This is a genomic window from Pontibacillus salicampi, from assembly GCF_042434395.1.
GTDB lineage: Bacteria > Bacillota > Bacilli > Bacillales > BH030062 > Pontibacillus > Pontibacillus salicampi.
In genome coordinates this window covers 54,543-77,355 of the sequence record NZ_JBHLTP010000013.1, presented here as the reverse complement: position 1 = coordinate 77,355, position 22,813 = coordinate 54,543, and the positions used below count along the sequence as shown (strand labels likewise).

The window sequence follows — 22,813 nt, the reverse complement described above, 5'->3', positions numbered from 1 at the left end:
CGGAGCTGAATCTACGATGAGATTTTATTTTTCTCCCTATAAATTATAGGAGGAATCTATTTCTTTAGCATTCGGGTCATTATAGGTAGCGTTGTCTAATTTGCCAAGCACCTTAGCTGTTATCGTCCCAGAAGTCATCGCACCATTAACGTTGACTGCAGTTCTTCCCATGTCAATTAACGGTTCCACAGAAATTAGTAGTCCAGCGAGATATACTGGTAGGTTCATCGCCGATAGCACGATTAATGCTGCAAAGGTGGCTCCCCCGCCAACTCCAGCAACTCCAAATGAGCTGATTCCGACAATGAGCATAAGGCTGAGAATGAAGCCCGGACTGAGAGGATCGACCCCAACCGTCGGAGCTATCATCACAGCTAGCATTGCTGGGTAAATACCAGCACAGCCATTTTGACCGATGGTGGCACCAAAGGAGGCGGACATGTTTGCAATACCCTCCTGGACGCCGAGGTTTGATTTTTGAGCTTGCACATTCAGCGGAATAGTCCCAGCACTAGAACGAGATGTAAAGGCAAATCCTAACACTGGCAAAACCTTCTTCACAAACGTTAATGGGTTCAGTCCTGTAAAGAGCAACAAAAGAAGGTGGATAACAAACATAACAGCCAGCGCCACATAGGAAGCAAGCACAAATTTTCCTAGCTCCAGAATTCCTCCTACGTCTGTATAGGCAACGGTATTAGCCATTAACCCCATAATTCCGAATGGTGTTAGGCGAAGGACAATGGCCACTAGACGCATAACCACTCCATACACCGAATTAATTCCTTTCGTAAACACAGCCGCTTGTTCTGGATTCCTCCTTCGAAGTGCCAGTACAGCAAGACCAATTAGCGCAGAAAAGAGCACTACAGCAATAGTAGAGGTCGCTCTATCCCCTGTCATGTCCAAAAAGATATTGGAAGGTATGAATTCCAGTATCTTATCTGGTGTAGATAAATCTTTAATTCCTTCCAGTCGTTCCTCCAACACCTTTCCACGCTCTACCTCTGCATCACCTGCCTGAATCTGATCAGCGCTTAAATCGAACATAGCCGAGGTGGCTACGCCAACTAAGGACGCTATCATCGCTGTTGCCACAAGAATGCCAATAATCCATGCAGACATTTTACCAAGCTCTGAGGATTTCTTTAAATTAGTGATGGATTGAATGATCGACACCATTATGAGTGGTATAACAATCATGTATAATAGCTTAACGTAACCACTCCCAACAATGCTGTACCAGTCTGTCGTGACTCCAACCACATTTGACTCGGGACCAAAAACCCATTGAAGATACGCTCCAAGCAAGATACCTAAGCCAAGCCCTGTAAACACTCTCTTACTAAATGATACTTTCTGTTTATACATTCGAATAAGCAGCCAAATCCCTATTAGCATAAGTACGATATTACATATAATCCACAGCGTTTCCATATGTCCCCCTCCTCCTGATGTTAGAAAATCCGTTTACTTCTTATATATATGCATACCGTTCTTTGCGTTATGAGTAGGGGGACTCGTTTTCTAGTCGGAATAGTGGCTGATGACTGTACGTAATAATTCTTTAAAGGCTTGCGTCGCTTTCGTTTGCTGTAATTTCTTTCGGGTGAGAATCGAAAAAGACCGTCTGACATTCCCACCTTCTACCGGAATGACTACTAATGACTCCATTTCTATCTCTTTTCTAACCGTCCATAACGATAGTAAGGATAGACCGATGCCTGCCTCCACTGATTCTTTAATGACTTGGGTGCTCCCAAACTCCATTCGTTCCTCAGGGTAGCATGACAGCTGCTCAAATAACTTATCTGTCGCAGCTCGCGTCCCAGATCCAACTTCTCTTGTAATCCACATCGCTTGCTCTAATTCTTTAACCGATACTTGCTCCTTCCCTGCTAGAGGATGGTGCCTGGATGCTACGATTTTCATTTCATCCTCCGCTACATCCTCCACCTGCAATCCACGCAAATGGACCTCTCCCTCAACAATACCAATGTCCAGCTTCATCCGCTCCACAAGCTCAGCAATTTCTTGTGTGTTACTAATCGTTACTGTCGGATGGATACCGGGATATTGAATCCGCAGTGAGGCAATAATACGAGGAAGTACATATTCTCCAAAGGTGTAACTTGCCCCAATCGCCAGCTCCCCCTTTGGTTCATGAAACAAATCGTGAATCAGCTGCTCCATCGTTTCCTGATGGTGCACCATCTCTTTCGCATGTTCATACACAATCTCCCCAGCCTTCGTCGGTCTTATTTTCTTATAGCTTCTATCCAAAAGCTTTGCATCGAGCTGACTTTCTAATGACTTCACATATTGACTGACAGCTGGCTGCGTCATGTATAGCCGCTCCGCTGCTTTGGAGAAGCTCTTGGCTTCAACCACTTCAATAAATACTCTAAACGACTGCTCCAATCCATTCACCTCTATAACTATAAGTAATCACTTATTCTTTCAATTATTATGATTTATTTCACTTATACTATAACATCCCTTACGCTATATATGGAGTTACTGGAGGTGAACATATGAAACCAATTGAATCTAAGGCACAAATAGGCGGGATTCTGTTTACGTTCGTTATTGCAGGAGTTGGATTATTGCTCGCGTCATTACCAGGCTTCGCGCACATTGGCGCACTCGCTACCTCTATTTTGCTAGCTGTTATATATAGACATTTCATCGGATACCCAACGACTATCCATAAGGGTATTCAGTTTTCGACCAAAAAATTGTTACGTCTAGCCATTATCTTATTTGGACTAAAGCTCAACTTGGATGTTGTGTTTCAGGAAGGACTCGGCCTCTTAGCTAGAGGTGCTGGCACCATTGTGTTCTCCATTGTAGTCACAATGCTTCTAGCTAAATGGCTGAGAGCGAATTGGACCATCTCCATGCTGCTGGCTGTAGGAACCGGAGTGTGTGGAGCAGCAGCCATTGCTGCAGTATCCCCCATCCTTAAATCAAAAGAAGAGGATACCGCATTAAGCGTCGGGATTATCGCCTTGGTTGGTACGATTTTTGGAATTGCCTATACTATAATCGGGCCTTATTTACCGATAAGCAATGTCCAGTACGGAGTTTGGTCCGGCTTAAGCTTACACGAAATTGCCCACGTCGCACTTTCAGCGGAACCAGCTGGAGAAGATGCCCTAGCCATGGCCTTCCTCGCTAAGTTAGGACGTGTCCTTTTACTTATTCCACTATCCTTTCTTTTAGTGTGGTGGATGCGGAGAAAGGAAACAAAATCGAGCGATTCAGCAGCCGTAGCCTTCCCTTGGTTCCTTATCGGTTTTATAGCTATGAGTTTCTTAGGAACCTATGTAATAGGAGACGTTATCCCATTCCCTGACACAATGGAACAAGGGGTGTCCTTTATTACTACCTACTTGCTAGCCATGGCCATGAGTGGATTGGGTCTTAATGTGGACCTGCGAAAAATGGGCTCGAAAACAGCCAAACCATTGCTGGCCATGCTCATTACATCCATATTATTAAGCGGCATTACTCTTTTCGTCTTATAAGAAATACACCCTACTAGTCAAAAGCCCTCCCAAATCTTAAGGAACGGCATATAGTAACAGGGAAAGTTAAATTATACGTAAAAGAGGTGGATGTAATGTCAGAAGGCTACGGATACGGTGGAGGATTTGCTCTTGTCGTAGTACTTTTCATCCTGCTTATCATTATCGGAGCAGGCGCATTCTACGGTGGAGGCTATGGCGGCGGTTACGGATACTAATAGAGAAAAACAGGCGCAGAGTGGTTTATATCTGCGCCTGTTGTATTGTTTACTAGTATAAATGAGATCTTATCTCACGGGAGCACACTACAGAGGTATGCTCTCACGGACGGAACCCTCAGCGGGCCCCTTCCCTATGTACATAGCTGAAGCTCACAAAGCTTCGTATTTCCTCCATAAATACATATTTACTTTCTTCGTTATGGCCGCTCCCCTGATTCCTTAAAGCTTGTAGCTTTTTCCTGAGTTTCTCTGTTTTTTGGGATGACTTCAATATTTACCCCTTTTTTCTTTAAGCTTTCTACAAATGTATCGAATCTAGATTCGCGCATCACGCTTCACCCGCTTCTTCCGGTTATTGTTTCATTCTATTAAGATACCCTTGTAGTGTGTACGTTCTGAACTTGTTTCATGCAGAAAAACCACACGCACCTGTTAAGCACAGGTGCGTGTGGTGGTTTGTTATCTCGTTTGCTTTTTACGGAATTTACTTAGCATTTCATACACAAGTGGAACGATTAACAATGTTAGTAGAGTGGAGCTTGCAAGACCGCCAATAACGGTGATGCCAAGTCCTTTACTAATGATGGATCCACCTTCAAACCCTAATGCAAGTGGCAGCAATGCTCCGATAGTTGCCAATGCTGTCATTAAAATAGGACGGAGCCTGGTCATACCTGCATCCAGTAACGCATCTCGAGTTGATAGTCCTTCCTTTTCTTTATGAATGACACGGTCAATCAATACGATACCATTTGTTACTACAATACCGATTAACATTAAGGCACCAATCATAGCTGAAATACTTAGGGTTTCCCCTCCAATGAGAAGTCCTATGACAGCTCCTATAATCGTAAATGGTAAGGAGAAAAGAATCGCAAATGGTGCAAGGGCTCCCCCAAAGAATATGACCAGTACGAGATATACAATGGCAATCGCTGCAAGCATTGCTAACCCTAGCTGGGTAAAGGATTCATTTATATCTTCTGTTACTCCGCCGATACTTAGATCTACGCTAGAAGGATGCTCAATAGTATCCAGCTCTTCCTGCACAGCAGAAGATACAGAACCAATATCATCTGTGGTAGCTTGAGCACTAACGCTTGCATATACCTTATCGTTACGGCGGTTAATCGTATCCTCAGTCGTACCTTCCTTCACTTCCACCACTTCACTAATAGGAACACGTTGCCCTAGTGGTGATTGAATTTCCTTGTCTGTGAGTTCATCAATAGTATTATAATCGTCCTCACTAACTTCCAGGTAGACCTGCAGCTCTTCACCATCTTCTTTGATGGTAGTAATCTTCGGACGTTCTCCATTTTGACTTAAACTCTGACCTACTTGCCCAGCTGTTAAGCCGAGCTCGCTAAGCTTCTCCTGCTGGGCTACTAATGTGTACTCTTCATACGTTGCTGAAAGACTAGAATCCACATCCCGCAGGTTATCCTGTTGACTCATCATGGCTGTTACATCCTCGACCACAGGCTTTATCTCTTCGGTGGAATCTCCAAATACTTGTACTTGAATTTCATTACTAGAACCGGTTGAGGAGAAGTCTTGATTCGCCCATTCTCCTTTATTCGTCATAGCCTTGAGATCATCCATAACTTCCTGCTTCACATCAGCGAAGTTTTCTGTTTCGCTATCATATTCAATGAAAAAGGCTGCTTGATTAGATGCACCAGGATTCATTGGATTTTCTCCACCAACTGAATATTGGATTGTCTGCACATTTTCTTTTCCATCGAAATATTGTTGAGCATCTTCGGCAATTGCTTCTACATCCTCTATCGTCTGTCCCGGTGCTGGACTGTAGGTAGGCATTACCATCTTCTCTTCCTGCGCTGGAAGGAAGCTGACACCAACGAGCGGTACCATAGCGATACTGCCTGCGAGTACTCCTATTGCAACGATGGAGGATATAATTTTATGGTTTAATATACTGTTTAATACAGAACGGTAGCCTTTCGCTAAACGACCGCCGCCTTCCTGATGCCCTTTCACAGCATGTTCCTTTTTCAGTAAGGAATGGGACATCATCGGTACGATTGTTACAGCTACAACTAAAGAAGCAAGTAACGCAAATACAACGGTAAGCGCGAATGGCAAGAAGATTTGCCCTACGACGCCTTCTACTAAGCCAAGCGGTAAGAATACTGCAATCGTCACAATGGTGGACGACAGAATTGGCATAAACATTTCTTTCGTAGCAGCTCGAATTAGGTCTTTACCTTCTAATGTCTCTCCTGGCAGCGCCATTCGCCTGTATATATTTTCTACGACCACAATGGAATCGTCGACCACCCGGCCGATGGCAACGGTCATAGCACCAAGCGTCATAATATTCAGCGTAATGCCCATTTGATTAAGAATCAAAATGGCTATTAATAAAGATAGCGGAATAGATACGACTGAAATTAATGTAGTACGGAAATTACGCAGGAACATCAGAATTACTATGATGGCAAATAAACCACCAAATAATGCTTTATTCAGCATCGTTTTAACCGAATCTTCAATTGGCTCCCCTTGATCAAATGTAGTGACGAACTCCATTCCGTCCATATCACCTTCGAATTCGTCTGCTTTTTCCTTCACAAGGTTTACAACATCTACAGTATTGGCTTCTTGTGATTTCACAATTTGAATAGTAATGGATTCTTTTCCATTCGTTCTGGAAATGGATTCGGCTTTCCCTTCAACCTCGATATTAGCAATCTCTTGCAGTTCTACTGTTGGAACATTTTGTGGCTGTGCTGCTTGCTGTCCAGCTTGACCTGTCTGCCGCCCCTGTGGAGAAGCTTGCTGAGCCTGCGCTTGGCCCTGTTGGGCTTGTGCCTGGTCCTGTTGCTGACTATTCTGGCTTCCTTCAGCCGCTTGTGATCCCCCACCTTGAGATGGAATCATAGGAATGTTCAATTGCTTTAAATCTTCAAGCGAGGATACATTACCATCTACGACAACAGATTTCTGAGTGTCCTCAAATGTATATAAGCCTAAAGGAAAATTAACATTAGAGCCTTGGATTATCTGCTGTACAGTTTGTTGGTCCATGCCTCTTTCCTGAAGAGCGTTCTCATCAAACTCTAACTGAACTTCTTTCACCTGCTGGCCAGAAACTTGTACGGAAGCAACCCCCTCCAGCCCTTCTAGCTGTGGGATAATATCCTCTTCCACTTTATTCGTGAGCTCCTCTAGCGATTGGCCATCGTTTAACACACTCATACTGATGACAGGAAACGCATTAAAGTTCACCCTTGATACACTTGGCTCCTGAGCATCGTCTGGTAATTGGACATTGCTCACAGCTTCCTTTAATTCATCTTCAGCTTCATCCAAATCCTTGTCATAGCTATACTCTAGCTGTAGGTTGGACGCATTTTGATAGGACGTGGAGCTTACGGTGCTCATTCCACTTAGATTCTGTATCTGCTCTTCTAATGGTTCTGATATTTCATCAGCTACTTCCGCTGGTGTAGCCCCTGGGTACACTGTCGTCACGGTAATAACTGGTGGTTCGATATCAGGTATCGTTTCCAATTTCATGTTTAACCCAGAATATAAACCTGCTGCTGTTATAATAATGGTCAACAACCACACAGCAAATTTATTATTCATGGAAAAGTTAATGATATTCTTCATTCGACCCTTCCCCTCCTATATTGACTAGTAAGTCATCACGTAATACAATATAAATGACCAGTCAGTCATTAGTCAAGAGAAAAGGTGTGTTTTTTAGAAAGGTGGATTCAGCATGGAAGAGAAACAAGTCCACATCATCGAACAAGCTAGCAGACTGTTTGCAAATAAGGGGTTCAGCTCTACTTCCGTTCAAGAGATTGCTGCAGAATGCGGAATGTCTAAGGGGGCTTTTTACTTACAATTCAAGTCAAAGGATGCACTGCTTTATACGTTACTAGAATACTATTGGAAGCAAATCCAGCACAGAGTGCATACGATTCATTTCATCTCAGATGATCCTAGAGAACGATTTACCGAACAAATTAAAGTAGTAATCGAAGAAATAGCAAACCACAGAGAATTCATTATTATGCAGGTTCGGGAGCAGGCTATCCCGTTTAACGATACGATTGAAACATTCATTAAAAAAATGAGAACATACGGGTTTTTATTTTATAAAAAACACCTACTCGACATGTATGGAGATAAGGTAGAGACATACGTTTCGGAAATGGCCTTGTTAAGTCAATCACTCATACGAACTTATATCGACCTAATCATTACCGATAACGCAGAGCTGGATTATCTTGATATAGCCAAGGCTATATTAAAACGTACCGACTATCTCATAGAAGGCTTTCTCAACCATAATGACCAGCCAGTCATAACGGAAAGCCTTATTCAACAAATTATACCTGCTGATTTTGCCTCGAATCAACAGATAGAAATTATCGAACGTTTGAAGGAAATAAAGGCCGAGGAAAAAGAAGCAGAATTATCGGATACTGCTGATGTGCTACTAGAAGAATTCCAACGAGAAACTCCACGAAAAGCTGTTATCAACGGGATGACAGCCAATTTAGAGAAGCACACCTCTTCCTTTGATGTCGCCATGATGATACGAACATATTGCACCAGCTATTAACTAAATTTCTTCATTATGATGATTTAATTGCCATTAAAAAGGGTTATCAACTAAACTCCCAGAACGTTTCTCTATATACGGCAAAAGGGATGGCTTGGAAAATCTGTGACTCCCCCGGAAGAATGGTTGAGACAAGCCCCACATCGGGTGGGGGAGTAGGAAATCAAGTGTTTTCCGAGCTATACTGTCCTCTCCATGACGTAACGCCCTTCCCCCTCCCGAGGAATTCAAGTCTTCTACGAAGGGTACTCTTCAGTAAAACCTATAACAGATGCTAATCAAAAAAAGAGGAATGGAATTATCCACTCCTCTTTCCTTTCCATATTACTCTGCAAAGCTTTTGGTGAGATTAGCCATTTCGATAGCTGCTGTTGCTGCTTCGTAGCCTTTATTTCCTGCTTTAGTTCCAGCCCGTTCAATTGCTTGCTCAATCGTTTCAGTGGTAATAATGCCGAAAATCACTGGCACACCTGTTTGCATACTCGCTTGAGAAACCCCTTTTGAAGCTTCCCCGCATACATAATCAAAGTGAGGAGTAGAGCCTCGGATTACCGCCCCAAGAGTAATCACTGCATCGTATTTATTGGTAGCCGCCATTTTCTTAGCAATCATCGGTATTTCATAAGCGCCAGGCACATAAGCAACATCAATGTCCTGCTCGTCTAGCCCATGACGCTTTAGTGCATCGACAGCACCATCATATAGCTTACTTGTAATAAAATCATTGAATCTTCCTACCACAATACCTACTTTCAATCCACTTCCTACTAAATTTCCTTCAAATACGTTACCCATATTTGTTCCTCCTCTTTATCTTAAAAATGTAATAAATGGCCTAGCTTGCTTTGCTTCGCTTTTAAATAACGTTCGTTTTCCTTACGGCTTTCCATTTGAATCGGCACACGATTTACTACTTCCAAACCATATCCCTTTAAACCGGTAATTTTTCGCGGGTTGTTGGTTAACAAGTTTAACTGCCGGATACCAAGATCCTTTAATATTTGTGCTCCTATGCCGTAATCTCTTAAGTCAGGGGCGAATCCTAATTCCTCGTTTGCTTCTACTGTGTCCATCCCCTGCTCTTGTAAGCGGTAAGCGTGCATTTTGTTTAACAATCCAATGCCGCGTCCTTCTTGTCGCATATAGAGCAAAACGCCCGATCCATTTTCTTCAATCTGCTTCAAAGCCGAGTGAAGCTGCGGGCCGCAATCGCATCGAAAGGAACCGAATACGTCGCCTGTTAAGCATTCGGAATGAACTCGGACAAGCGTCGGCTGATTCGGATCGACCTCCCCCTTGATTAAGGCTACGTGCTCCTTATCATCGACGACGTTCGAATAGCCGATTGCTGTAAAATCTCCATATTCCGTTGGCAGCTTAATGTCTACCTCTCTTTGAACCAGTTTATCCTCCCGATTCCGGTATTGGATGAGATCCTGTATGGTAATCATCTTCAGGTCAAATTCCTTCGCCATTACCTGAAGGTCTGGAACACGCGCCATCGTTCCATCCTCTTTAATGATTTCACAAATAACGCCAGCGGGCTTAGAGTCAGCTAATCTAGCCAAATCAACTGCCGCCTCTGTATGGCCTGCCCGACGGAGGACACCTCCATCTTTGGCAAGCAGCGGAAAGATATGACCAGGTCGCTTAAAATCATGAGATCTCGCTTCTGGATTCAATAACTCTCTTACTGTCTTGGCTCTCTCTGCTGCAGAAATACCGGTAGTAGAGGACTTATGATCGATACTAACCGTAAATGCAGTACCATGGGGATCCGTACTCCGCTCCACCATTGGAAAAAGTTCCAGCTGCTCCGCAATGCTATGAGAAACAGGGGCGCATACCAGCCCTTTGCCCTGTGTAATCATAAAATTAATTACTTCTGGTGTAGTGTGTTCTGCAAGCGCTACTAGGTCTCCTTCATTCTCTCTATCCTCATCATCACAAACGATGACCATTCTTCCTTTTTTCAAATCCTCTAATGCTTCTTGTATGGTATTGAACATCGTTTTCTCATCTCCATTACACTTATTTAAAGCCGTTTTCTTCTAAAAAGGAGGTGGTTATTGCTGATTGCGTGGTACCACCTTGCCCGCTTTGCTTTGTTAAAAAGTTCACTACATATTTTCCTAGGATATCTATTTCAATATTGACCTTGTCACCCGCTTGCTTTGTGCCAATGACCGAATATTCAACCGTATGAGGGATGAGAGAGATTGTTACCGTTTGATCGCCTACTCCAAAAACAGTAAGACTCGTGCCATCTACTCCTATAGAACCTTTATATACTAAGTAATCCATTACTTCTTTATCTAACGCTATCTCATAGTAAATAGCATTAGACGCAGCTTTCCTGCTTGTAATAACACCAACTCCATCCACATGACCGCTCATCATATGGCCACCGAATCTCCCGCCAGCCTGCATCGCACGTTCTAGGTTTACTCCAGAGCCAATACGTAGTTCATGGAGATTAGTAGCTCGATACGTTTCTGGCATAACGTCAAAGCTAGCCTCTTTGCTGGAGAAGTCTGTCACAGTCAAACAAACACCGTTAACGGAAATGCTATCTCCTAGATGGACGTCCTCTAACACCTTTTCAGCACCTACGACAAGCTCCAGGGATTCACTCCCTTGTTTGATGCGCTTCAACGTTCCTATTTCTTCTACAATTCCGGTAAACACGCTTCATCCCTCCTGTCTTTTCTGTTTTGCGACTACCTTTATATCCTGCCCGATGGATGATACTTCAGTAATTTCAAGGGCAAGGGCTGCTTGAAGTTCACCAATACCTTCCCCACCTACTGGAGTAGGAGCGTCTTTTCCACCGAGCAGCTTCGGTGCAATATATTGAATGACCTGCTGGACTGCTCCCGCTCGAACAAACGCGTCATTCACTTGTGCACCACCCTCCACAAACAAGGAGGTAATCCCTCTATCACCAAGCAACGTTAGTACGTCCGGTATAAAAATAGTTTCGTGAGAAAGCTTTATAATCTCTACATGAGGATAGGATTGATATACATCGATTTGATCTTGCTCCACCTGATTTCCGGTAAGGATCCACGTAGGAGCATCGGGGTTTTGTATGAGAGGAGAATCGATAGGAGTTCTTAAGTGTGTATCAAGAACAATTCGAGTCGGATGGTTCCCTCCATCGGGTAACCTGGCAGTGAGACGCGGCTTATCCTGGATCACCGTGTTCACCCCTACTAATATCGCATCATTAGCGTGACGATACTGATGGACATCAGCCCGGGCCGCTTCGCCCGTTATCCACTGACTTTCACCAGTTGTGGTTGCAATTTTGCCATCCATCGTCATGGCTGTTTTCATCGTGACATAAGGTGTGTTCGTCGAGATATAATGGTAGAATACCTGATTAAGCTGATCTGCTTCTTCCTGCTGAAGACCAACCTCCACCTCTATCCCTGCCTCTCGAAGCTTTTGTACTCCTTGCCCTGCTACTTTAGGGTTCGGATCAAGCGTCGCAATTACTGCACGAGCAATACCACTTTGGATAATTCGTTCGGCACACGGAGGCGTCCGCCCATGGTGACTGCACGGTTCGAGCGTGACATAAATCGTACCGCCCCGCGCTCGATTACCTGCCATATTAAGGGCATGGACTTCCGCATGGGCTTCTCCCGCTTTAAGATGCGCCCCCATACCCAGCACTTCGTTTTGATGGACAACGACTGCCCCGACATGAGGATTTGGGGATGTTTGGCCTGTTGTAGCAGCAGCCATTTGAATAGCTAGCTCCATATATTGTCGGTCTTGTTCCTGTGTCATCGTTTCACCTCCTATTTATGCTCTGTAAAAGCTTTACCTAAACAAAAAACCCTGAGGAAGATACACGTTCCCCAGGGCTTTAGCGGAGTCCACATAATAGTTCGAAAATGGACACACTTCCAGAATTTATCGAAAGCATTTTTTATGCTTAAGTGACTCTACTCCTATTCCTTCTCCCATCCGGACTTTCACCGTCGGCTTTGGTTTCTCACCAAATCAGCCGCATCGTACACACACGATACGGGTCGCGGGCTAGCAAGCTTTCACTCGATCACCGCCGGTTGGGATTTTCACCCGACCCCGAAGGAAATATTCGATTGTATAAAATAAATATATCTGATTTTTACGTATTTAGCAATTGTTTGAAACGAACGGATGCTCAAAACTCCATTAGATTCATTCACCACTCGAACCCTTATTTTTATTAGTGAAGCATCAAACCCATCTCGACCATTTTAATATATTAATAAACTAATTCATAATCCCAATACCTTGAAAAAGACCAACATTTTCTTCTCTTGTTACTATATATTTTATGCATAAAATATTTAACATAATATTCTCCCGCATAACCATAGCGGTTCCCCCTTTCCCTAGTTAAATTATATAAAAATAGTTAAATTCCCTTTTAATTACATTCTTATCAGGGTAGATAAGCTACGTATAAACAAATTATAAAAGGAGGATATTATGCAGCGGAGAAAATTGATAGACTATAGTATCTTCATTCCATCGCTACTCGTGATTATCGCCATCAGTATTCCATTTGCTCTTTACGAAAAAAAGTCATTGGAGCTTTTAAATTCTATCTTCTCCTATATTGTGGATACGTTTAGCTGGGGGTACCTTTGGTATGGGTTTCTGTTAGTAGCAGCTGGCTTATACTTATCCTTTTCTAAATATGGCCAGGTTGTATTAGGAGACCCAAAGGAGAAGCCTCGCTGCTTCCCAGTAAGTGTAGGCTGCTTACAACACCTTCGGAGGTGATTACTTCAATGTCATCATACGTCCAAAAAAGTATATAATGACCAATTCTAATCCATACTAAGATTACTATGTATTAAAGAAGGTTAAGAATATGGCATCCCTGGATAAAGTACTGCAAATTCAAGAAAAAGCTTCTAAGCTTCAGTTCCAATATTGGCAGGAGGAGGTTTACCTTTCTCCTCAATGGTGGTTTCTACTATTTTCACTAATGGCTCCCTGGTTTTTATTTTGGCTGTTATTTGATCGAAATCAGGCCTTCCGGACGTGGATTGTAGGGCTGTTTATTATGTTGACCTCCTTTTTCCTCGATGAAGTCGGAGCGTCCTTTCAGTTATGGGAATACCCTTATACCCTTACCCCGTTAGAGAGGGAGGTATTTGACCCGGCAAACTTCACCCTGTTGCCTATAGTGTATATGCTGGTGTACCAATACACCCGTTCTTGGAAGGGATACTTAATCAGCCTGATTTTTGTGGCTTTGTTTAACACATATATCGGGGGCGGCTTGTTTCGTCTCATCGGTGCTTATGAATTAGTAACGTGGAAGAGCATATATTCTGTTCCGATTTATTACTTACTTGGTGTTTTAGCTCGTTACTTTGTCCAGTGTTTGAAAAAATCGGAACATCAGAACAAAACCTCCAGCTCAACATGAGACTGGAGGTTTTATACGTCTATTGCTTTATAGAAAGAGTAGGCTCAAGCGTGAGCTTAACATTTCCTTGAATAGCTCTCGATATCATACAGCTTTTTTCTGCCTTCTCTACAAGTTTCTCTAGCTTTTCCATGTGTGCAGCTGTTGCTCCTGACTGCAGTGTCACTGTTGGCCGATGAATAATTTCCTCATAGGAAATGACCCCATTCGTCACATCCACAATTCCTTCAGACGTATGTCCCATTTCATGCAACGGCAGCTCAGCGCGCTCCATCATCGCAGCAAGCGTAATAACATAGCATGTCGCCGCAGCTCCAAGTAGCATTTCATCTGGATTGGTGCCGATACCAGGTCCATCCATCTCTTGAGGAATAGATATTTTTGTTTTTAATTGACCGGCATCGATGGAGCCCACGGAGTTACGTCCTCCAGGCCAGTCAGCATTTAAATGGAATGAATGTTTTGCCATACTTCTACCTCCTCGTTACCGCTATCATAACGAAAAAAATTCCCCGTTTCCAATGTGATGCCTGATAACAGAGCATATTGAGAGCCCATCCCCAGCTAACATATACGCTCAGAAGTTGTACAATGTTAATAAGAGCTTGAATGGTCGTACATTTTCTATAAAAGCAGGTGATGTTGTGAGTACTTATGATGCCATTATAGTAGGGGCAGGATTTGGCGGGCTGAGCGCTGGCGCCATTCTTGCGAAGAAAGGATGGCGCGTAGCAGTTTTAGAAGCTTCTACCGAGCTAGGAGGCTGTGCAGGAAAGTTCAATCGCCCAGGCTACCGTTTTCAGGCAGGAGCTACAGTAGGAATGGGCTTTGAGAAAAACGGTGTGTTAGCTCGTTTATTTGACGAACTAGAAATCGATCTTCCTCCCATGCAGCGTATGGATACAATCATGGATATTCATTTACCAGGTCAGACTATCCATTATTACCGTAAAAAAAGCAAGTGGTTTCAAGAAATTGAACGTATCTTTCCAGAGCGTTCCTCAGCCGTGAAAGCCTTCTTTGAAGAGGTTTTTCAAGTCGGTACAAGACTGGATGCCCTACTTTTGGACCTTCCAGTCTTCCCACCTAAACGATTAGGGGACTGGGTTCGTCTAATCCCTTATCTCAACGGTAATACGATAAGACTTGCCCCATATTTAACCCAGACGTTGTACGATCGCTTAAAACGGTATCATTTGCACAAGGACCGTACTTTTATGACCTTTTTAAACGGCCAGCTAATGGACAGTGTCCAAACCACAGCCGAATACTGCCCTGCTTTTCTTGGCCATGCCGCCCTTCATACCTTTCACAAGGGTGCGTATGCTGTCGAAGGCGGGCTAGCTACTGTCGCAGAGAGACTTGCCGATTCTATTAAGGATAATGGCGGGGAAGTTCGACTCAACCGACCGGCACTGAGCGTCGACCCGGAGGGAAAGGAATGGCTCATTACCAGTAAACGGCAACGAACCTATACAGCCAAGAAAGTTATTCTGAATAACTCCATCCATAACTTTACTTCTTTATTTAACCAGCAGCAGGTTGCCGACAGCAACATTAGTTCTTTAGAGGACAAGAATGCATCCTGGGGAGCCTTCGTCCTCTACCTTGGAGTAGACGATATATTCCCAGAGGATGTACTATATCACCAAATCATACAAGATCCCTCCAAGCCTGTAACAGAAACCAATCAATTTCTGTTATCCTTGTCACAAAAAGAGGACCGCACTATGGCCCCGGAGGGAAAACGAGCCATCACCTTATCCACTCATACAGAGCTGCACCAATGGTGGGACCGAGACGCATATGAAGAACGAAAAGCATTATATGTAGAAAAAATGCTAAATGGGGTGGAGACCTCCTTCCCTTCCATTCGCAATCATATAGATTTACAGCTCCCTGGCACCCCTGTAACCTTTGAGAGATATGTTAAACGCGATAAAGGACGCGTCGGAGGCTATATCCCTACCGGAAAATGGAGTTGGCTTCATCAGCATTCTGTCTACACCGGCCTTAACAACGTGTACAGCTGTGGAGACACCGTTTTCCCAGGAGCAGGCACCCTCGGTACAACTTTGTCAGGATGGATTGCAGCAAATGAAGCGATGAAATAAAAGGGAGCAGGAGGGGACGCGCCCCTCTGTTCCTTATTTTATAAGCCCTTTATTTAACGCATCCTTTTGATTCTTATAATAAAGGTACATCATACACCAAAGGAAGAGGTATATAACGAGAAAGATCCCAAAACAAACTAGTATAGGTCCCGCCTCTAGCGGAATCCAGCCAGCCATAATAATGATTGGAAAGAACACTGCAACAGAAACAAGAAAATGAAGAACCGTTGATTTCATAGGACTCCAACCCTTTACATCGAAGAGAAGGGACGCCAAACCAAAATACACCCCTACTACACTTGCCCCAACAGCCTGTTGCCAAATAGTCGCTACAGACATCTCGATATCAACATAATGGTAATAACTCAGGAAGCACACCATCATAAGACCACCAAACCCTAACCCAGATAATACACGACTCCCAATAATACTTATCACCTATCCTCCACCTCCATTAATAATTGTTGTTTCATCTCCTTCACATACTTCCTACTGACATATTCCTTCGCACCGGACGAAAAGAACACACAAAGATTTCCATTAAAAGATAATTCAAAACGCTCCAGACGATTGACATTACCAATCACCGATTTCGAGAAACGAGTAAATCGATATGAGGTCAAAAGCCTCTCCGCATCATACAATTTCATATTTAGCTCAATCGACTCCCCATCGAAAACCGCAAATACCTTACGAGCTTCCGCATAAACGTAATCTACTTCATTTGGATCCAATAATATGGTTTGATCGCGAAGCACTCCAGCTAATTTTTTCGTATTAGTCTGAGCCTGAAGTTGATTCAGGAGAGATTCAATCTCCTTCGTCCAGCTCGGTGTGTGAACGGTTACAGAAGTATCCTTGTATTTAGCATGTATATCTAATTTAATATCCAACCTATCGCCTCCTTCCTGACGTAAGTATCGCACATTAAAATATAGATGTGGAAAAAAATACATAACATGCTGAAAAGCTTACTTAAGCGGAGACGGGGAAGGTATGAAATGGTGGTGTCCATTTGCTTTAGGCGTGTCACCTTGTATGCGCCATGCGCCCACCGCAAACTCAAAAGAGCTATCCCCAAAAATGGAGGATAGCTCTTGCTCTTACTTATAACGATATTGAGTTACGAAGTCTAGGAATTCTCGTTCGAGAGAGTGGTGATATTTTGTAATGGCATAGGTGTTAGCCTTTGGCAGTTCTACGTTTCCGAAGTTCACCTCTACTAATCTACCTTCCATTAATTCTCGGCGTACGGTTGCTTTTGGCAGAAAGGAAATACCTAATCCATTTTCGATGAACCGTTTGGTGATATGAATTTGGGAAACTTTCATGGATCGTAGGCCTGGGTACCATGTTTTTAATTGCTGCAATAGCGGATTCCAATATCCTGGATGGTTATGGCTTAATAAATAATGTTTACTGAACAGGTCCTCTATATCATGGGCAGGCGCAGTCTCCATGTCCATTCCATCGTGTGGTGCAACGAAAACTACTTCATCCTCATACAACATCTGGCATTGGAGGTCTGGGTTGTGACTTTCCATGCAGGAGAAGCCTATATCTACTTGTTCGCTCGTTAGTGCTTTTTCGATATCCTCTGATTCCATAACGTGAACCGATATTTCTACGTTTGGATTTTCTTTTGTGAACCGCTTCAGGACAGATGGCATTACGGTATCTGCAATTAAGGGAGATATCGCTAAACGTAGAGTAGTGTTATAGCCTTGGGTATAGGTCTGCAGCTCTTCCACTCCTTTTTGATAGGTGGATAGTAGCTGTTTGGCATGGGTTAGATAAACTCTCCCCTCTTCAGTCAGCTTCACATTTCGGTTGTTGCGCTGAAACAATGTGACGCCTAAATTCTTTTCCAGAGATTTCACATGTACCGTAATGGTCGGTTGGGATACGTATAGCAGGTCCGCCGCTTTACGGAAGCTCCCCTCCTCCGCAACGGTGACAAAGGTGTTGATCCATGATAGTTCCATCTATCTCTCTCCATTCTTTAAAAATAATAAACTATTTCATTAATAATATTTATTTCTGTTAAATTATCAGAAGATTTATACTTATAGTAAGACTTATAAAGGAGTGTTACCCATGATTCACAAAGGACTAAAAGGTGTCGTCTGTACAGAAACCAGTATTAGTTTCATAGATGGTCAGCAAGGTACACTGTTATTTAGGGGTTATCCTATCGATTATTTAACACGTCATCATTCTTTCGAGGAGGTAGCCCACCTATTATGGTATGGTCACCTTCCAACTGCTGATGAATTAACACAAATCACAGCTAAGCTAAGAGAGAGAAGAGCCTTACCGAAACACGTAAAGGCTATCATAGAGCAGCTTCCAGCTCAGTTAGATGTGTTAAGTGTGTTAAGAACGGCTTTATCTTCCTGTATAGCACATAATCAGGAACAGCCAACCATTGAAGATGCGATCACACTAACTGCAATGACCCCAGCTATTATTGCATATCAAGAAGCTCTCCACCAACGAAAAATCACCCCAACACTACCAGAAATTAGAAATGATCTTACGCACGTAGAGCATTATTTATACATGCTTACCGGCAGTCTCCCTGAACCTTCTCAGGTGAAAGCGCTTGAGACTTATATGATACTTACGATGGAGCATGGATTAAATGCCTCAACTTTTTCAGCCCGGGTGACAGCATCTACAGAAGCAGATATGATTTCGGCTATTTGTTCCGCACTTGGTACGATGAAGGGACCGCTTCACGGAGGTGCACCTACAGGAGTACTAACCCTGCTCGACGAAGCAGCTGCTGTTGATAATGCCAGAGACTATATTTATCAAAAGGTTCAAAAAGGAGAAAGACTTATGGGATTCGGCCATCGTGTGTATAAAGTGATGGATCCACGAGCAGAAGCACTAAAAGAGCAGCTGCAGCAAAATAATAAGGACAACAGCTGGCTTCACTTTGCTATGGATCTCGAGGCCCTTGCAATTGAAGTTCTAGAGGAAGTCAAGCCTGGACGCAGTCTTTATACGAACGTAGAGTTTTACGCAGCTGCCATCATGCGGGAGCTCGGCCTTGCTTCCCACCTCTTCACCCCAACCTTTTCCGCAAGTCGAATGGTTGGCTGGACAGCACACGTAATCGAACAAAGAGCAGACAATGTAATCTTTCGTCCAAGAGCCGAATATATTGGTCCGCTCTATGAAGTATAAAGAAAATCGATTTTTTCGCAAGCAGCAGCTAAATATTTTCATTATTTAGATTGGACGGAAACAGCACAGCTATCCTGCTTACGTACCCATCTAACCTCAACGCCCATCCATATCAGAGGCTATAAAAAAAGCCGAGACTCTGCTCGGCTTTTTACCATTTATTCTCCTGTTTCAGCAAAATGCTTAATACGATTACCAATTTCGTCACGGACACGCTGGAATACTGCCCACTTCTCTTCGTCCGTACCTTCTGCTTTGGCCGGATCGTCAAAGCCCCAGTGCTCTCTTCTTACATGCGGAGGTGTCATTGGACATTTGTCATTCGCATCTCCACATAGTGTAACAACGAAGCCTGCATTATTTAGAATATCATTGTCTATCATATCAGACGTTTGATCCGTAATATCCATACCAACCTCTTCCATTGCTTTTACAGCGTTTGGGTTTAGGCCATGTGCTTCAATGCCGGCGCTTTTCACGTCCCACTCATTTCCAAGATAGTATTTCCCCCATGCTTCTGCCATTTGGCTGCGGCAAGAGTTTCCTGTGCATAAAAAGTAAAGTACTGGTTTAGTAGTAGACATAGTTAAAGAACTCCTTTGTAATTATTATAGTAAGGTTAACGTTAGGTACAGTCCTACGAGCGTAAGAAATAGTGTTGGAACGGTGAGGATGATACCAACTTTAAAGTAATATCCCCAAGATATTTTAACTCCCTTTTGGGATAACACGTGGAGCCATAATAAGGTTGCCAGTGACCCAATCGGTGTAATTTTAGGACCTAAATCACTACCTATTACGTTGGCATAGATAAGTCCTTCTTTAATAATGCCGCTAGTATTGGAATCTGCTATGGCAAGAGCATCTATCATTACTGTTGGCATGTTGTTCATAACAGAGGATAATATAGCTGCTATAAAGCCCATGGAAACAGTACTAATAAACAGTCCTTGCTGGGCGGCGGCTTCAATAACATTTGCCAGTAAATCGGTGAGCCCGACATTCCGAAGTCCATACACGACAACGTACATCCCAATAGAGAAGAATACAATGGCCCATGGTGCCCCTTTTACAACCGTTGTGGTTTGGACAGCAGGGCTTCTTCTTGCCATCAGCAGGAAGAAAATCGCTACCACTCCAGCAATAATGGATACTGGGATGAACAAGAATTCACTGGCGAAATATCCAACTAATAATACGGCGAGCACCCACCAGGAAAGACGGAACATCTTGTGGTCCTTAATGGCTTCAGCCGGTTTTCTTAATTGGGCTGTATCGTATGTTCTTGGAATATCCTTTCGAAAATAGAGGAACAGCACAAGAATACTAGCTGCCAGTGAAAAGATATTTGGAATAATCATCCGGGATGCATATTCCAAAAAGCCAATATCAAAGAAATCAGCTGAGACAATATTTACTAGGTTACTAACTACAAGCGGCAAGGAAGTCGTATCTGCGATAAAACCACTTGCCATAATAAATGGAAAGATATTCCGTTCTTCAAAATCTAACGCTCTAACCATCGCTAATACGATTGGAGTTAGAATAAGGGCAGCACCGTCATTTGCAAACAAGGCCGCAACTCCAGCTCCCAGTAATGCAATGTAGACGAACATTTTCAAACCGTTTCCATTCGATATTCTGGCCATATGTAACGCTGACCATTCGAAGAATCCAATCTCATCCAATATGAGTGAGATAATAATAATAGCGATAAAAGCGAGCGTGGCATTCCATACAATGCCTGTTACTGTGGCTACGTCCTGAAAATCAACTACTCCAGCTAATAATGCCAGAATAGCACCCGTACATGCCGTCCAGCCAATCCCTAAATTTTTAGGCTGCCAAATCACAAATACGAGCGTAACCAGGAAAATGAGTATAGCTATGATGACACCTGAATCCAATACCTCTCCCCCTCTTTACTCACAAACGATGCGTTTTCCGGATTGCTCCAACGCGGTGATCTTCTCTCGTTGGTCAGGGACATGATTGAGAATTTCCCGAGTTAAATCGTAGGCTAAATGATCTTCATTCAAGGAATAGAAGATCCAATGCCCTTTTCGCTGCTCCTTCACAATCCCTGCATCTCTTAATTTTCGTAAATGCTGACTGATAGCTGGCTGAGACATTTGTAAAATCTCAACAAACTCACAGACGCAACATTCGTTATCTCGTAGCAATCCAACGATCGTTAGTCTCGTTTGATCTCCGAGTAATTTAAGTGTTTGCGTTGTTTCTTGCACCGATAAGATGGTTTTCTCCATGAACCATCACCTCCATCTTATCATTATATAATGATATGCTTATATTTACAACAAGCGCCTCCTTACCCAGAACCCATAATAGCCCTTCACTAATCCTCCTCCATTATATAAGCAAACAATTATATAATTCAATGATTATATTCTATTTCATTTGCACGAAAAAAAGAACCACTAACTAAACGTGGTTCCCGCAGGTGTAAAGGAGACAAACTCACCAGCATATGACCCTAGTCTGTCCTTCTACGCATAAAATCCTAGTGCAGTCAATAGAGATACTCCCAAAAAGGTTACTACCACTCCGGTCATGAATGCGTAAAAGACATGTTGTTTATTTTTCGTTTCTCCCCATACCATAAAGCAAGCAATGATTGTAAAAAGGACCCCCATGCAAATGGCAGCCACAGGATTAGTTGGTGAAATCCAGTCATACCAGTGGATAATAAGAAGTTGCATACACGCAATGCCTCCTTGATTATTTCTGCTTACGTCTGCCCTATAGTATATGTTACATACTTCCTACCCATTATCTTAAGGGCATTTAGGTGATTAATTTCTGAACCCAGGCAATCCCCTCTCGTACCCGTTTCTCGGTCGGGCCAGTATGAGGGGTATGCTCTAATACAAAATACTTATCATGTCCCTCTGCAAGCTGCTGTATAGCAGATTGCAGGTGAAAGAAATCGGTGTCTGTTTCCTGGCTGGGATGAATCATATTCCAGAAATATTTCTCCTCTGTATAATAGACATTATGTAAATGAACTACCTTAACAAATGGACTCCATTTCGCTATATGACGCGGCAGCTCATCTCCCACCGCCATAGCATAATCCCCTAAATCGAGGCAGAGCTGAATATTGTATTTCTCCCAAATCTCCATCGGGAAGTCATATAAGTATCGTATAGCAGCACCACTCCTTTGAAGACCAAGCTTTGGCTCACAAACAAATGGGATATCATATGCAGCTTGAATAGCAGATAGTTTACGCAGTCCTTCCTCTATAGCTGCTGCAGCGTCCTTTTTGGGAGTTCCTTGAAAATACGGAAAATGAACGAGAACATACTCAGCTCCTAGCTCTGCCAGCTGCCTTGCTTCCTCTTCTAATTGACTCCATGCTTGTTCTGATTCCATATGAACACTTTCGATTAAATCATACTTACTCTGGTGCCGAAATAGCGGTGAGTGTACCCCGAAGCTTGTTTGCCCCTTCATGTGGAGGAACTTCTGAAAGGATTGCTCGTTTGAGAATTCCCCAATTTCGATATGGTGAACATCATCTCGTAACAGCTCATGAAATTTATCCTCATCTGACATAATCGTACTACCAGATATCGCTAGCTTATGCATGCTCCTGTCTCCTTTCTGTGTGTCTCTCCTCCTTTTTCTGTAAGGCGCAGGAGAATTCCTTCTTCCTGTGGTGGTTAGAAGCATCATTCCACAAA

Annotated in this window: 23 protein-coding genes, 1 pseudogene and 1 riboswitch; of the genes and pseudogenes, 7 read left to right on the top strand and 17 right to left on the bottom strand. The window is 43.2% G+C overall.

Translation table 11 applies throughout. The annotated features are described in order from the left end of the window. Positions 1 to 36: 36 nt before the first annotated feature. Complete coding sequence (locus tag ACFFGV_RS16015) at positions 37 to 1,437, bottom strand: L-cystine transporter (protein ID WP_377349916.1); 1,401 nt, start codon at positions 1,435 to 1,437, stop codon at positions 37 to 39. A gap of 90 nt (positions 1,438 to 1,527) precedes the next feature. Next, positions 1,528 to 2,421 carry a LysR family transcriptional regulator gene (locus ACFFGV_RS16010; RefSeq protein ID WP_377349913.1) on the bottom strand — a complete coding sequence of 298 codons (894 nt, stop codon included), beginning with the start codon at positions 2,419 to 2,421 and terminating at the stop codon, positions 1,528 to 1,530. Between the two features lie 113 nt (positions 2,422 to 2,534). Between ACFFGV_RS16010 and ACFFGV_RS16005 the strand changes: the two genes are divergently transcribed. Both ACFFGV_RS16005 and ACFFGV_RS16000 read left to right on the top strand, forming a co-directional pair. Beyond that, positions 2,535 to 3,530: a YeiH family protein gene (locus ACFFGV_RS16005; RefSeq protein ID WP_377349911.1), complete on the top strand. Its 996-nt coding sequence runs from the start codon at positions 2,535 to 2,537 to the stop codon at positions 3,528 to 3,530. A 95-nt stretch (positions 3,531 to 3,625) separates the two neighbouring features. Beyond that, positions 3,626 to 3,748 (top strand): YjcZ family sporulation protein, encoded by a 123-nt coding sequence (locus ACFFGV_RS16000; protein ID WP_377349909.1) that lies wholly within the window; start codon positions 3,626 to 3,628, stop codon positions 3,746 to 3,748. A 200-nt stretch (positions 3,749 to 3,948) separates the two neighbouring features. On the opposite strand, the gene ACFFGV_RS15995 is transcribed toward ACFFGV_RS16000, so the two are convergent. After that, positions 3,949 to 4,080: a hypothetical protein gene (locus tag ACFFGV_RS15995; protein ID WP_377349907.1), complete on the bottom strand. Its 132-nt coding sequence runs from the start codon at positions 4,078 to 4,080 to the stop codon at positions 3,949 to 3,951. A 130-nt stretch (positions 4,081 to 4,210) separates the two neighbouring features. Continuing rightward, on the bottom strand, positions 4,211 to 7,393 hold the full coding sequence (locus tag ACFFGV_RS15990) for an efflux RND transporter permease subunit (protein ID WP_377349904.1): 3,183 nt from the start codon (positions 7,391 to 7,393) through the stop codon (positions 4,211 to 4,213). 112 nt (positions 7,394 to 7,505) lie between these two features. Between ACFFGV_RS15990 and ACFFGV_RS15985 the strand changes: the two genes are divergently transcribed. Then, positions 7,506 to 8,357 carry a TetR/AcrR family transcriptional regulator gene (locus ACFFGV_RS15985; protein WP_377349902.1) on the top strand — a complete coding sequence of 284 codons (852 nt, stop codon included), beginning with the start codon at positions 7,506 to 7,508 and terminating at the stop codon, positions 8,355 to 8,357. Between the two features lie 324 nt (positions 8,358 to 8,681). Here the strand turns inward: ACFFGV_RS15985 and ribH are convergent, their stop codons facing one another. Genes ribH through ribD form a run of 4 tightly spaced genes read right to left on the bottom strand, consistent with a single transcriptional unit; the run spans position 8,682 to position 12,155 of the window. Further along, positions 8,682 to 9,152: a 6,7-dimethyl-8-ribityllumazine synthase gene (gene ribH, locus ACFFGV_RS15980; RefSeq protein ID WP_377349900.1), complete on the bottom strand. Its 471-nt coding sequence runs from the start codon at positions 9,150 to 9,152 to the stop codon at positions 8,682 to 8,684. A gap of 20 nt (positions 9,153 to 9,172) precedes the next feature. Continuing rightward, the gene (locus tag ACFFGV_RS15975; RefSeq protein ID WP_377349897.1) at positions 9,173 to 10,366 is read right to left on the bottom strand and encodes a bifunctional 3,4-dihydroxy-2-butanone-4-phosphate synthase/GTP cyclohydrolase II; all 1,194 of its coding nucleotides are present in this window, start codon (positions 10,364 to 10,366) and stop codon (positions 9,173 to 9,175) included. A gap of 22 nt (positions 10,367 to 10,388) precedes the next feature. After that, the gene (gene ribE / locus ACFFGV_RS15970; RefSeq protein WP_377349894.1) at positions 10,389 to 11,045 is read right to left on the bottom strand and encodes a riboflavin synthase; all 657 of its coding nucleotides are present in this window, start codon (positions 11,043 to 11,045) and stop codon (positions 10,389 to 10,391) included. A 3-nt stretch (positions 11,046 to 11,048) separates the two neighbouring features. Then, positions 11,049 to 12,155, bottom strand: a complete 1,107-nt coding sequence (gene ribD / locus ACFFGV_RS15965) for a bifunctional diaminohydroxyphosphoribosylaminopyrimidine deaminase/5-amino-6-(5-phosphoribosylamino)uracil reductase RibD (protein ID WP_377349892.1) — start codon at positions 12,153 to 12,155, stop codon at positions 11,049 to 11,051. A 164-nt stretch (positions 12,156 to 12,319) separates the two neighbouring features. Beyond that, positions 12,320 to 12,467: riboswitch (FMN riboswitch) on the bottom strand. Positions 12,468 to 12,845: 378 nt separating this feature from the next. Between ribD and ACFFGV_RS15960 the strand changes: the two are divergent. Then, a pseudogene (locus ACFFGV_RS15960) lies at positions 12,846 to 13,097 on the top strand (BCCT family transporter); the annotation flags it as partial. Positions 13,098 to 13,233: 136 nt separating this feature from the next. Then, positions 13,234 to 13,797 (top strand): CBO0543 family protein, encoded by a 564-nt coding sequence (locus ACFFGV_RS15955; protein WP_377349890.1) that lies wholly within the window; start codon positions 13,234 to 13,236, stop codon positions 13,795 to 13,797. 19 nt (positions 13,798 to 13,816) lie between these two features. Here ACFFGV_RS15955 and ACFFGV_RS15950 read toward each other — a convergent pair whose 3' ends face one another. Further along, entirely contained in the window at positions 13,817 to 14,266 is a 450-nt protein-coding gene (locus tag ACFFGV_RS15950) for an OsmC family protein (RefSeq protein WP_377349888.1), read from the bottom strand. A gap of 175 nt (positions 14,267 to 14,441) precedes the next feature. On the opposite strand from ACFFGV_RS15950, the gene ACFFGV_RS15945 reads away from it, so the two are divergent. Then, a complete protein-coding gene (locus ACFFGV_RS15945) occupies positions 14,442 to 15,911 on the top strand; it encodes a phytoene desaturase family protein (protein WP_377349886.1) in 1,470 nt (489 codons plus the stop codon). Positions 15,912 to 15,944: 33 nt separating this feature from the next. On the opposite strand, the gene ACFFGV_RS15940 is transcribed toward ACFFGV_RS15945, so the two are convergent. The 3 genes from ACFFGV_RS15940 to ACFFGV_RS15930 all read right to left on the bottom strand — a co-directional run bounded on the left by ACFFGV_RS15940 (position 15,945) and on the right by ACFFGV_RS15930 (position 17,896). Continuing rightward, complete coding sequence (locus tag ACFFGV_RS15940) at positions 15,945 to 16,349, bottom strand: DUF3021 domain-containing protein (RefSeq protein WP_377349884.1); 405 nt, start codon at positions 16,347 to 16,349, stop codon at positions 15,945 to 15,947. Then, positions 16,346 to 16,804: a LytTR family DNA-binding domain-containing protein gene (locus ACFFGV_RS15935; RefSeq protein ID WP_377349882.1), complete on the bottom strand. Its 459-nt coding sequence runs from the start codon at positions 16,802 to 16,804 to the stop codon at positions 16,346 to 16,348. The genes ACFFGV_RS15940 and ACFFGV_RS15935 overlap by 4 nt, the downstream gene beginning before the upstream one ends. A 210-nt stretch (positions 16,805 to 17,014) precedes the next feature. After that, entirely contained in the window at positions 17,015 to 17,896 is an 882-nt protein-coding gene (locus ACFFGV_RS15930) for a LysR family transcriptional regulator (RefSeq protein WP_377349879.1), read from the bottom strand. 112 nt (positions 17,897 to 18,008) lie between these two features. On the opposite strand from ACFFGV_RS15930, the gene ACFFGV_RS15925 reads away from it, so the two are divergent. Next, positions 18,009 to 19,106 carry a citrate/2-methylcitrate synthase gene (locus ACFFGV_RS15925; RefSeq protein WP_377349877.1) on the top strand — a complete coding sequence of 366 codons (1,098 nt, stop codon included), beginning with the start codon at positions 18,009 to 18,011 and terminating at the stop codon, positions 19,104 to 19,106. A gap of 158 nt (positions 19,107 to 19,264) precedes the next feature. Here ACFFGV_RS15925 and arsC read toward each other — a convergent pair whose 3' ends face one another. The 5 genes from arsC to ACFFGV_RS15900 form a co-directional block, all read right to left on the bottom strand. Beyond that, the gene (gene arsC / locus ACFFGV_RS15920) at positions 19,265 to 19,690 is read right to left on the bottom strand and encodes an arsenate reductase (thioredoxin) (RefSeq protein ID WP_377349875.1); all 426 of its coding nucleotides are present in this window, start codon (positions 19,688 to 19,690) and stop codon (positions 19,265 to 19,267) included. 24 nt (positions 19,691 to 19,714) lie between these two features. Beyond that, a complete protein-coding gene (locus ACFFGV_RS15915) occupies positions 19,715 to 21,013 on the bottom strand; it encodes an arsenic transporter (protein ID WP_377349873.1) in 1,299 nt (432 codons plus the stop codon). A gap of 15 nt (positions 21,014 to 21,028) precedes the next feature. Then, positions 21,029 to 21,373, bottom strand: a complete 345-nt coding sequence (locus tag ACFFGV_RS15910) for an ArsR/SmtB family transcription factor (RefSeq protein WP_377349871.1) — start codon at positions 21,371 to 21,373, stop codon at positions 21,029 to 21,031. 240 nt (positions 21,374 to 21,613) lie between these two features. Beyond that, positions 21,614 to 21,826, bottom strand: coding sequence for a hypothetical protein (locus tag ACFFGV_RS15905; RefSeq protein WP_377349869.1), 213 nt, complete (start codon positions 21,824 to 21,826; stop codon positions 21,614 to 21,616). Between the two features lie 85 nt (positions 21,827 to 21,911). Continuing rightward, complete coding sequence (locus ACFFGV_RS15900) at positions 21,912 to 22,718, bottom strand: sugar phosphate isomerase/epimerase family protein (RefSeq protein ID WP_377349867.1); 807 nt, start codon at positions 22,716 to 22,718, stop codon at positions 21,912 to 21,914. Positions 22,719 to 22,813 lie beyond the last annotated feature (95 nt).

Bases quoted from the DNA above. Each gene is read 5' to 3' on its own strand.
- ACFFGV_RS16015 (WP_377349916.1), bottom strand. From the start codon at position 1,437: ATGGAAACGCTGTGGATTATATGTAATATCGTACTTATGCTAATAGGG.
- ACFFGV_RS16005 (WP_377349911.1), top strand. From the start codon at position 2,535: ATGAAACCAATTGAATCTAAGGCACAAATAGGCGGGATTCTGTTTACG.
- ACFFGV_RS16000 (WP_377349909.1), top strand. From the start codon at position 3,626: ATGTCAGAAGGCTACGGATACGGTGGAGGATTTGCTCTTGTCGTAGTA.
- ACFFGV_RS15995 (WP_377349907.1), bottom strand. From the start codon at position 4,080: ATGCGCGAATCTAGATTCGATACATTTGTAGAAAGCTTAAAGAAAAAA.
- ACFFGV_RS15990 (WP_377349904.1), bottom strand. From the start codon at position 7,393: ATGAAGAATATCATTAACTTTTCCATGAATAATAAATTTGCTGTGTGG.
- ACFFGV_RS15985 (WP_377349902.1), top strand. From the start codon at position 7,506: ATGGAAGAGAAACAAGTCCACATCATCGAACAAGCTAGCAGACTGTTT.
- ribH (WP_377349900.1), bottom strand. From the start codon at position 9,152: ATGGGTAACGTATTTGAAGGAAATTTAGTAGGAAGTGGATTGAAAGTA.
- ACFFGV_RS15975 (WP_377349897.1), bottom strand. From the start codon at position 10,366: ATGTTCAATACCATACAAGAAGCATTAGAGGATTTGAAAAAAGGAAGA.
- ribD (WP_377349892.1), bottom strand. From the start codon at position 12,155: ATGACACAGGAACAAGACCGACAATATATGGAGCTAGCTATTCAAATG.
- ACFFGV_RS15955 (WP_377349890.1), top strand. From the start codon at position 13,234: ATGGCATCCCTGGATAAAGTACTGCAAATTCAAGAAAAAGCTTCTAAG.
- ACFFGV_RS15950 (WP_377349888.1), bottom strand. From the start codon at position 14,266: ATGGCAAAACATTCATTCCATTTAAATGCTGACTGGCCTGGAGGACGT.
- ACFFGV_RS15930 (WP_377349879.1), bottom strand. From the start codon at position 17,896: ATGGAACTATCATGGATCAACACCTTTGTCACCGTTGCGGAGGAGGGG.
- ACFFGV_RS15925 (WP_377349877.1), top strand. From the start codon at position 18,009: ATGATTCACAAAGGACTAAAAGGTGTCGTCTGTACAGAAACCAGTATT.
- arsC (WP_377349875.1), bottom strand. From the start codon at position 19,690: ATGTCTACTACTAAACCAGTACTTTACTTTTTATGCACAGGAAACTCT.
- ACFFGV_RS15910 (WP_377349871.1), bottom strand. From the start codon at position 21,373: ATGGAGAAAACCATCTTATCGGTGCAAGAAACAACGCAAACACTTAAA.
- ACFFGV_RS15905 (WP_377349869.1), bottom strand. From the start codon at position 21,826: ATGCAACTTCTTATTATCCACTGGTATGACTGGATTTCACCAACTAAT.
- ACFFGV_RS15900 (WP_377349867.1), bottom strand. From the start codon at position 22,718: ATGCATAAGCTAGCGATATCTGGTAGTACGATTATGTCAGATGAGGAT.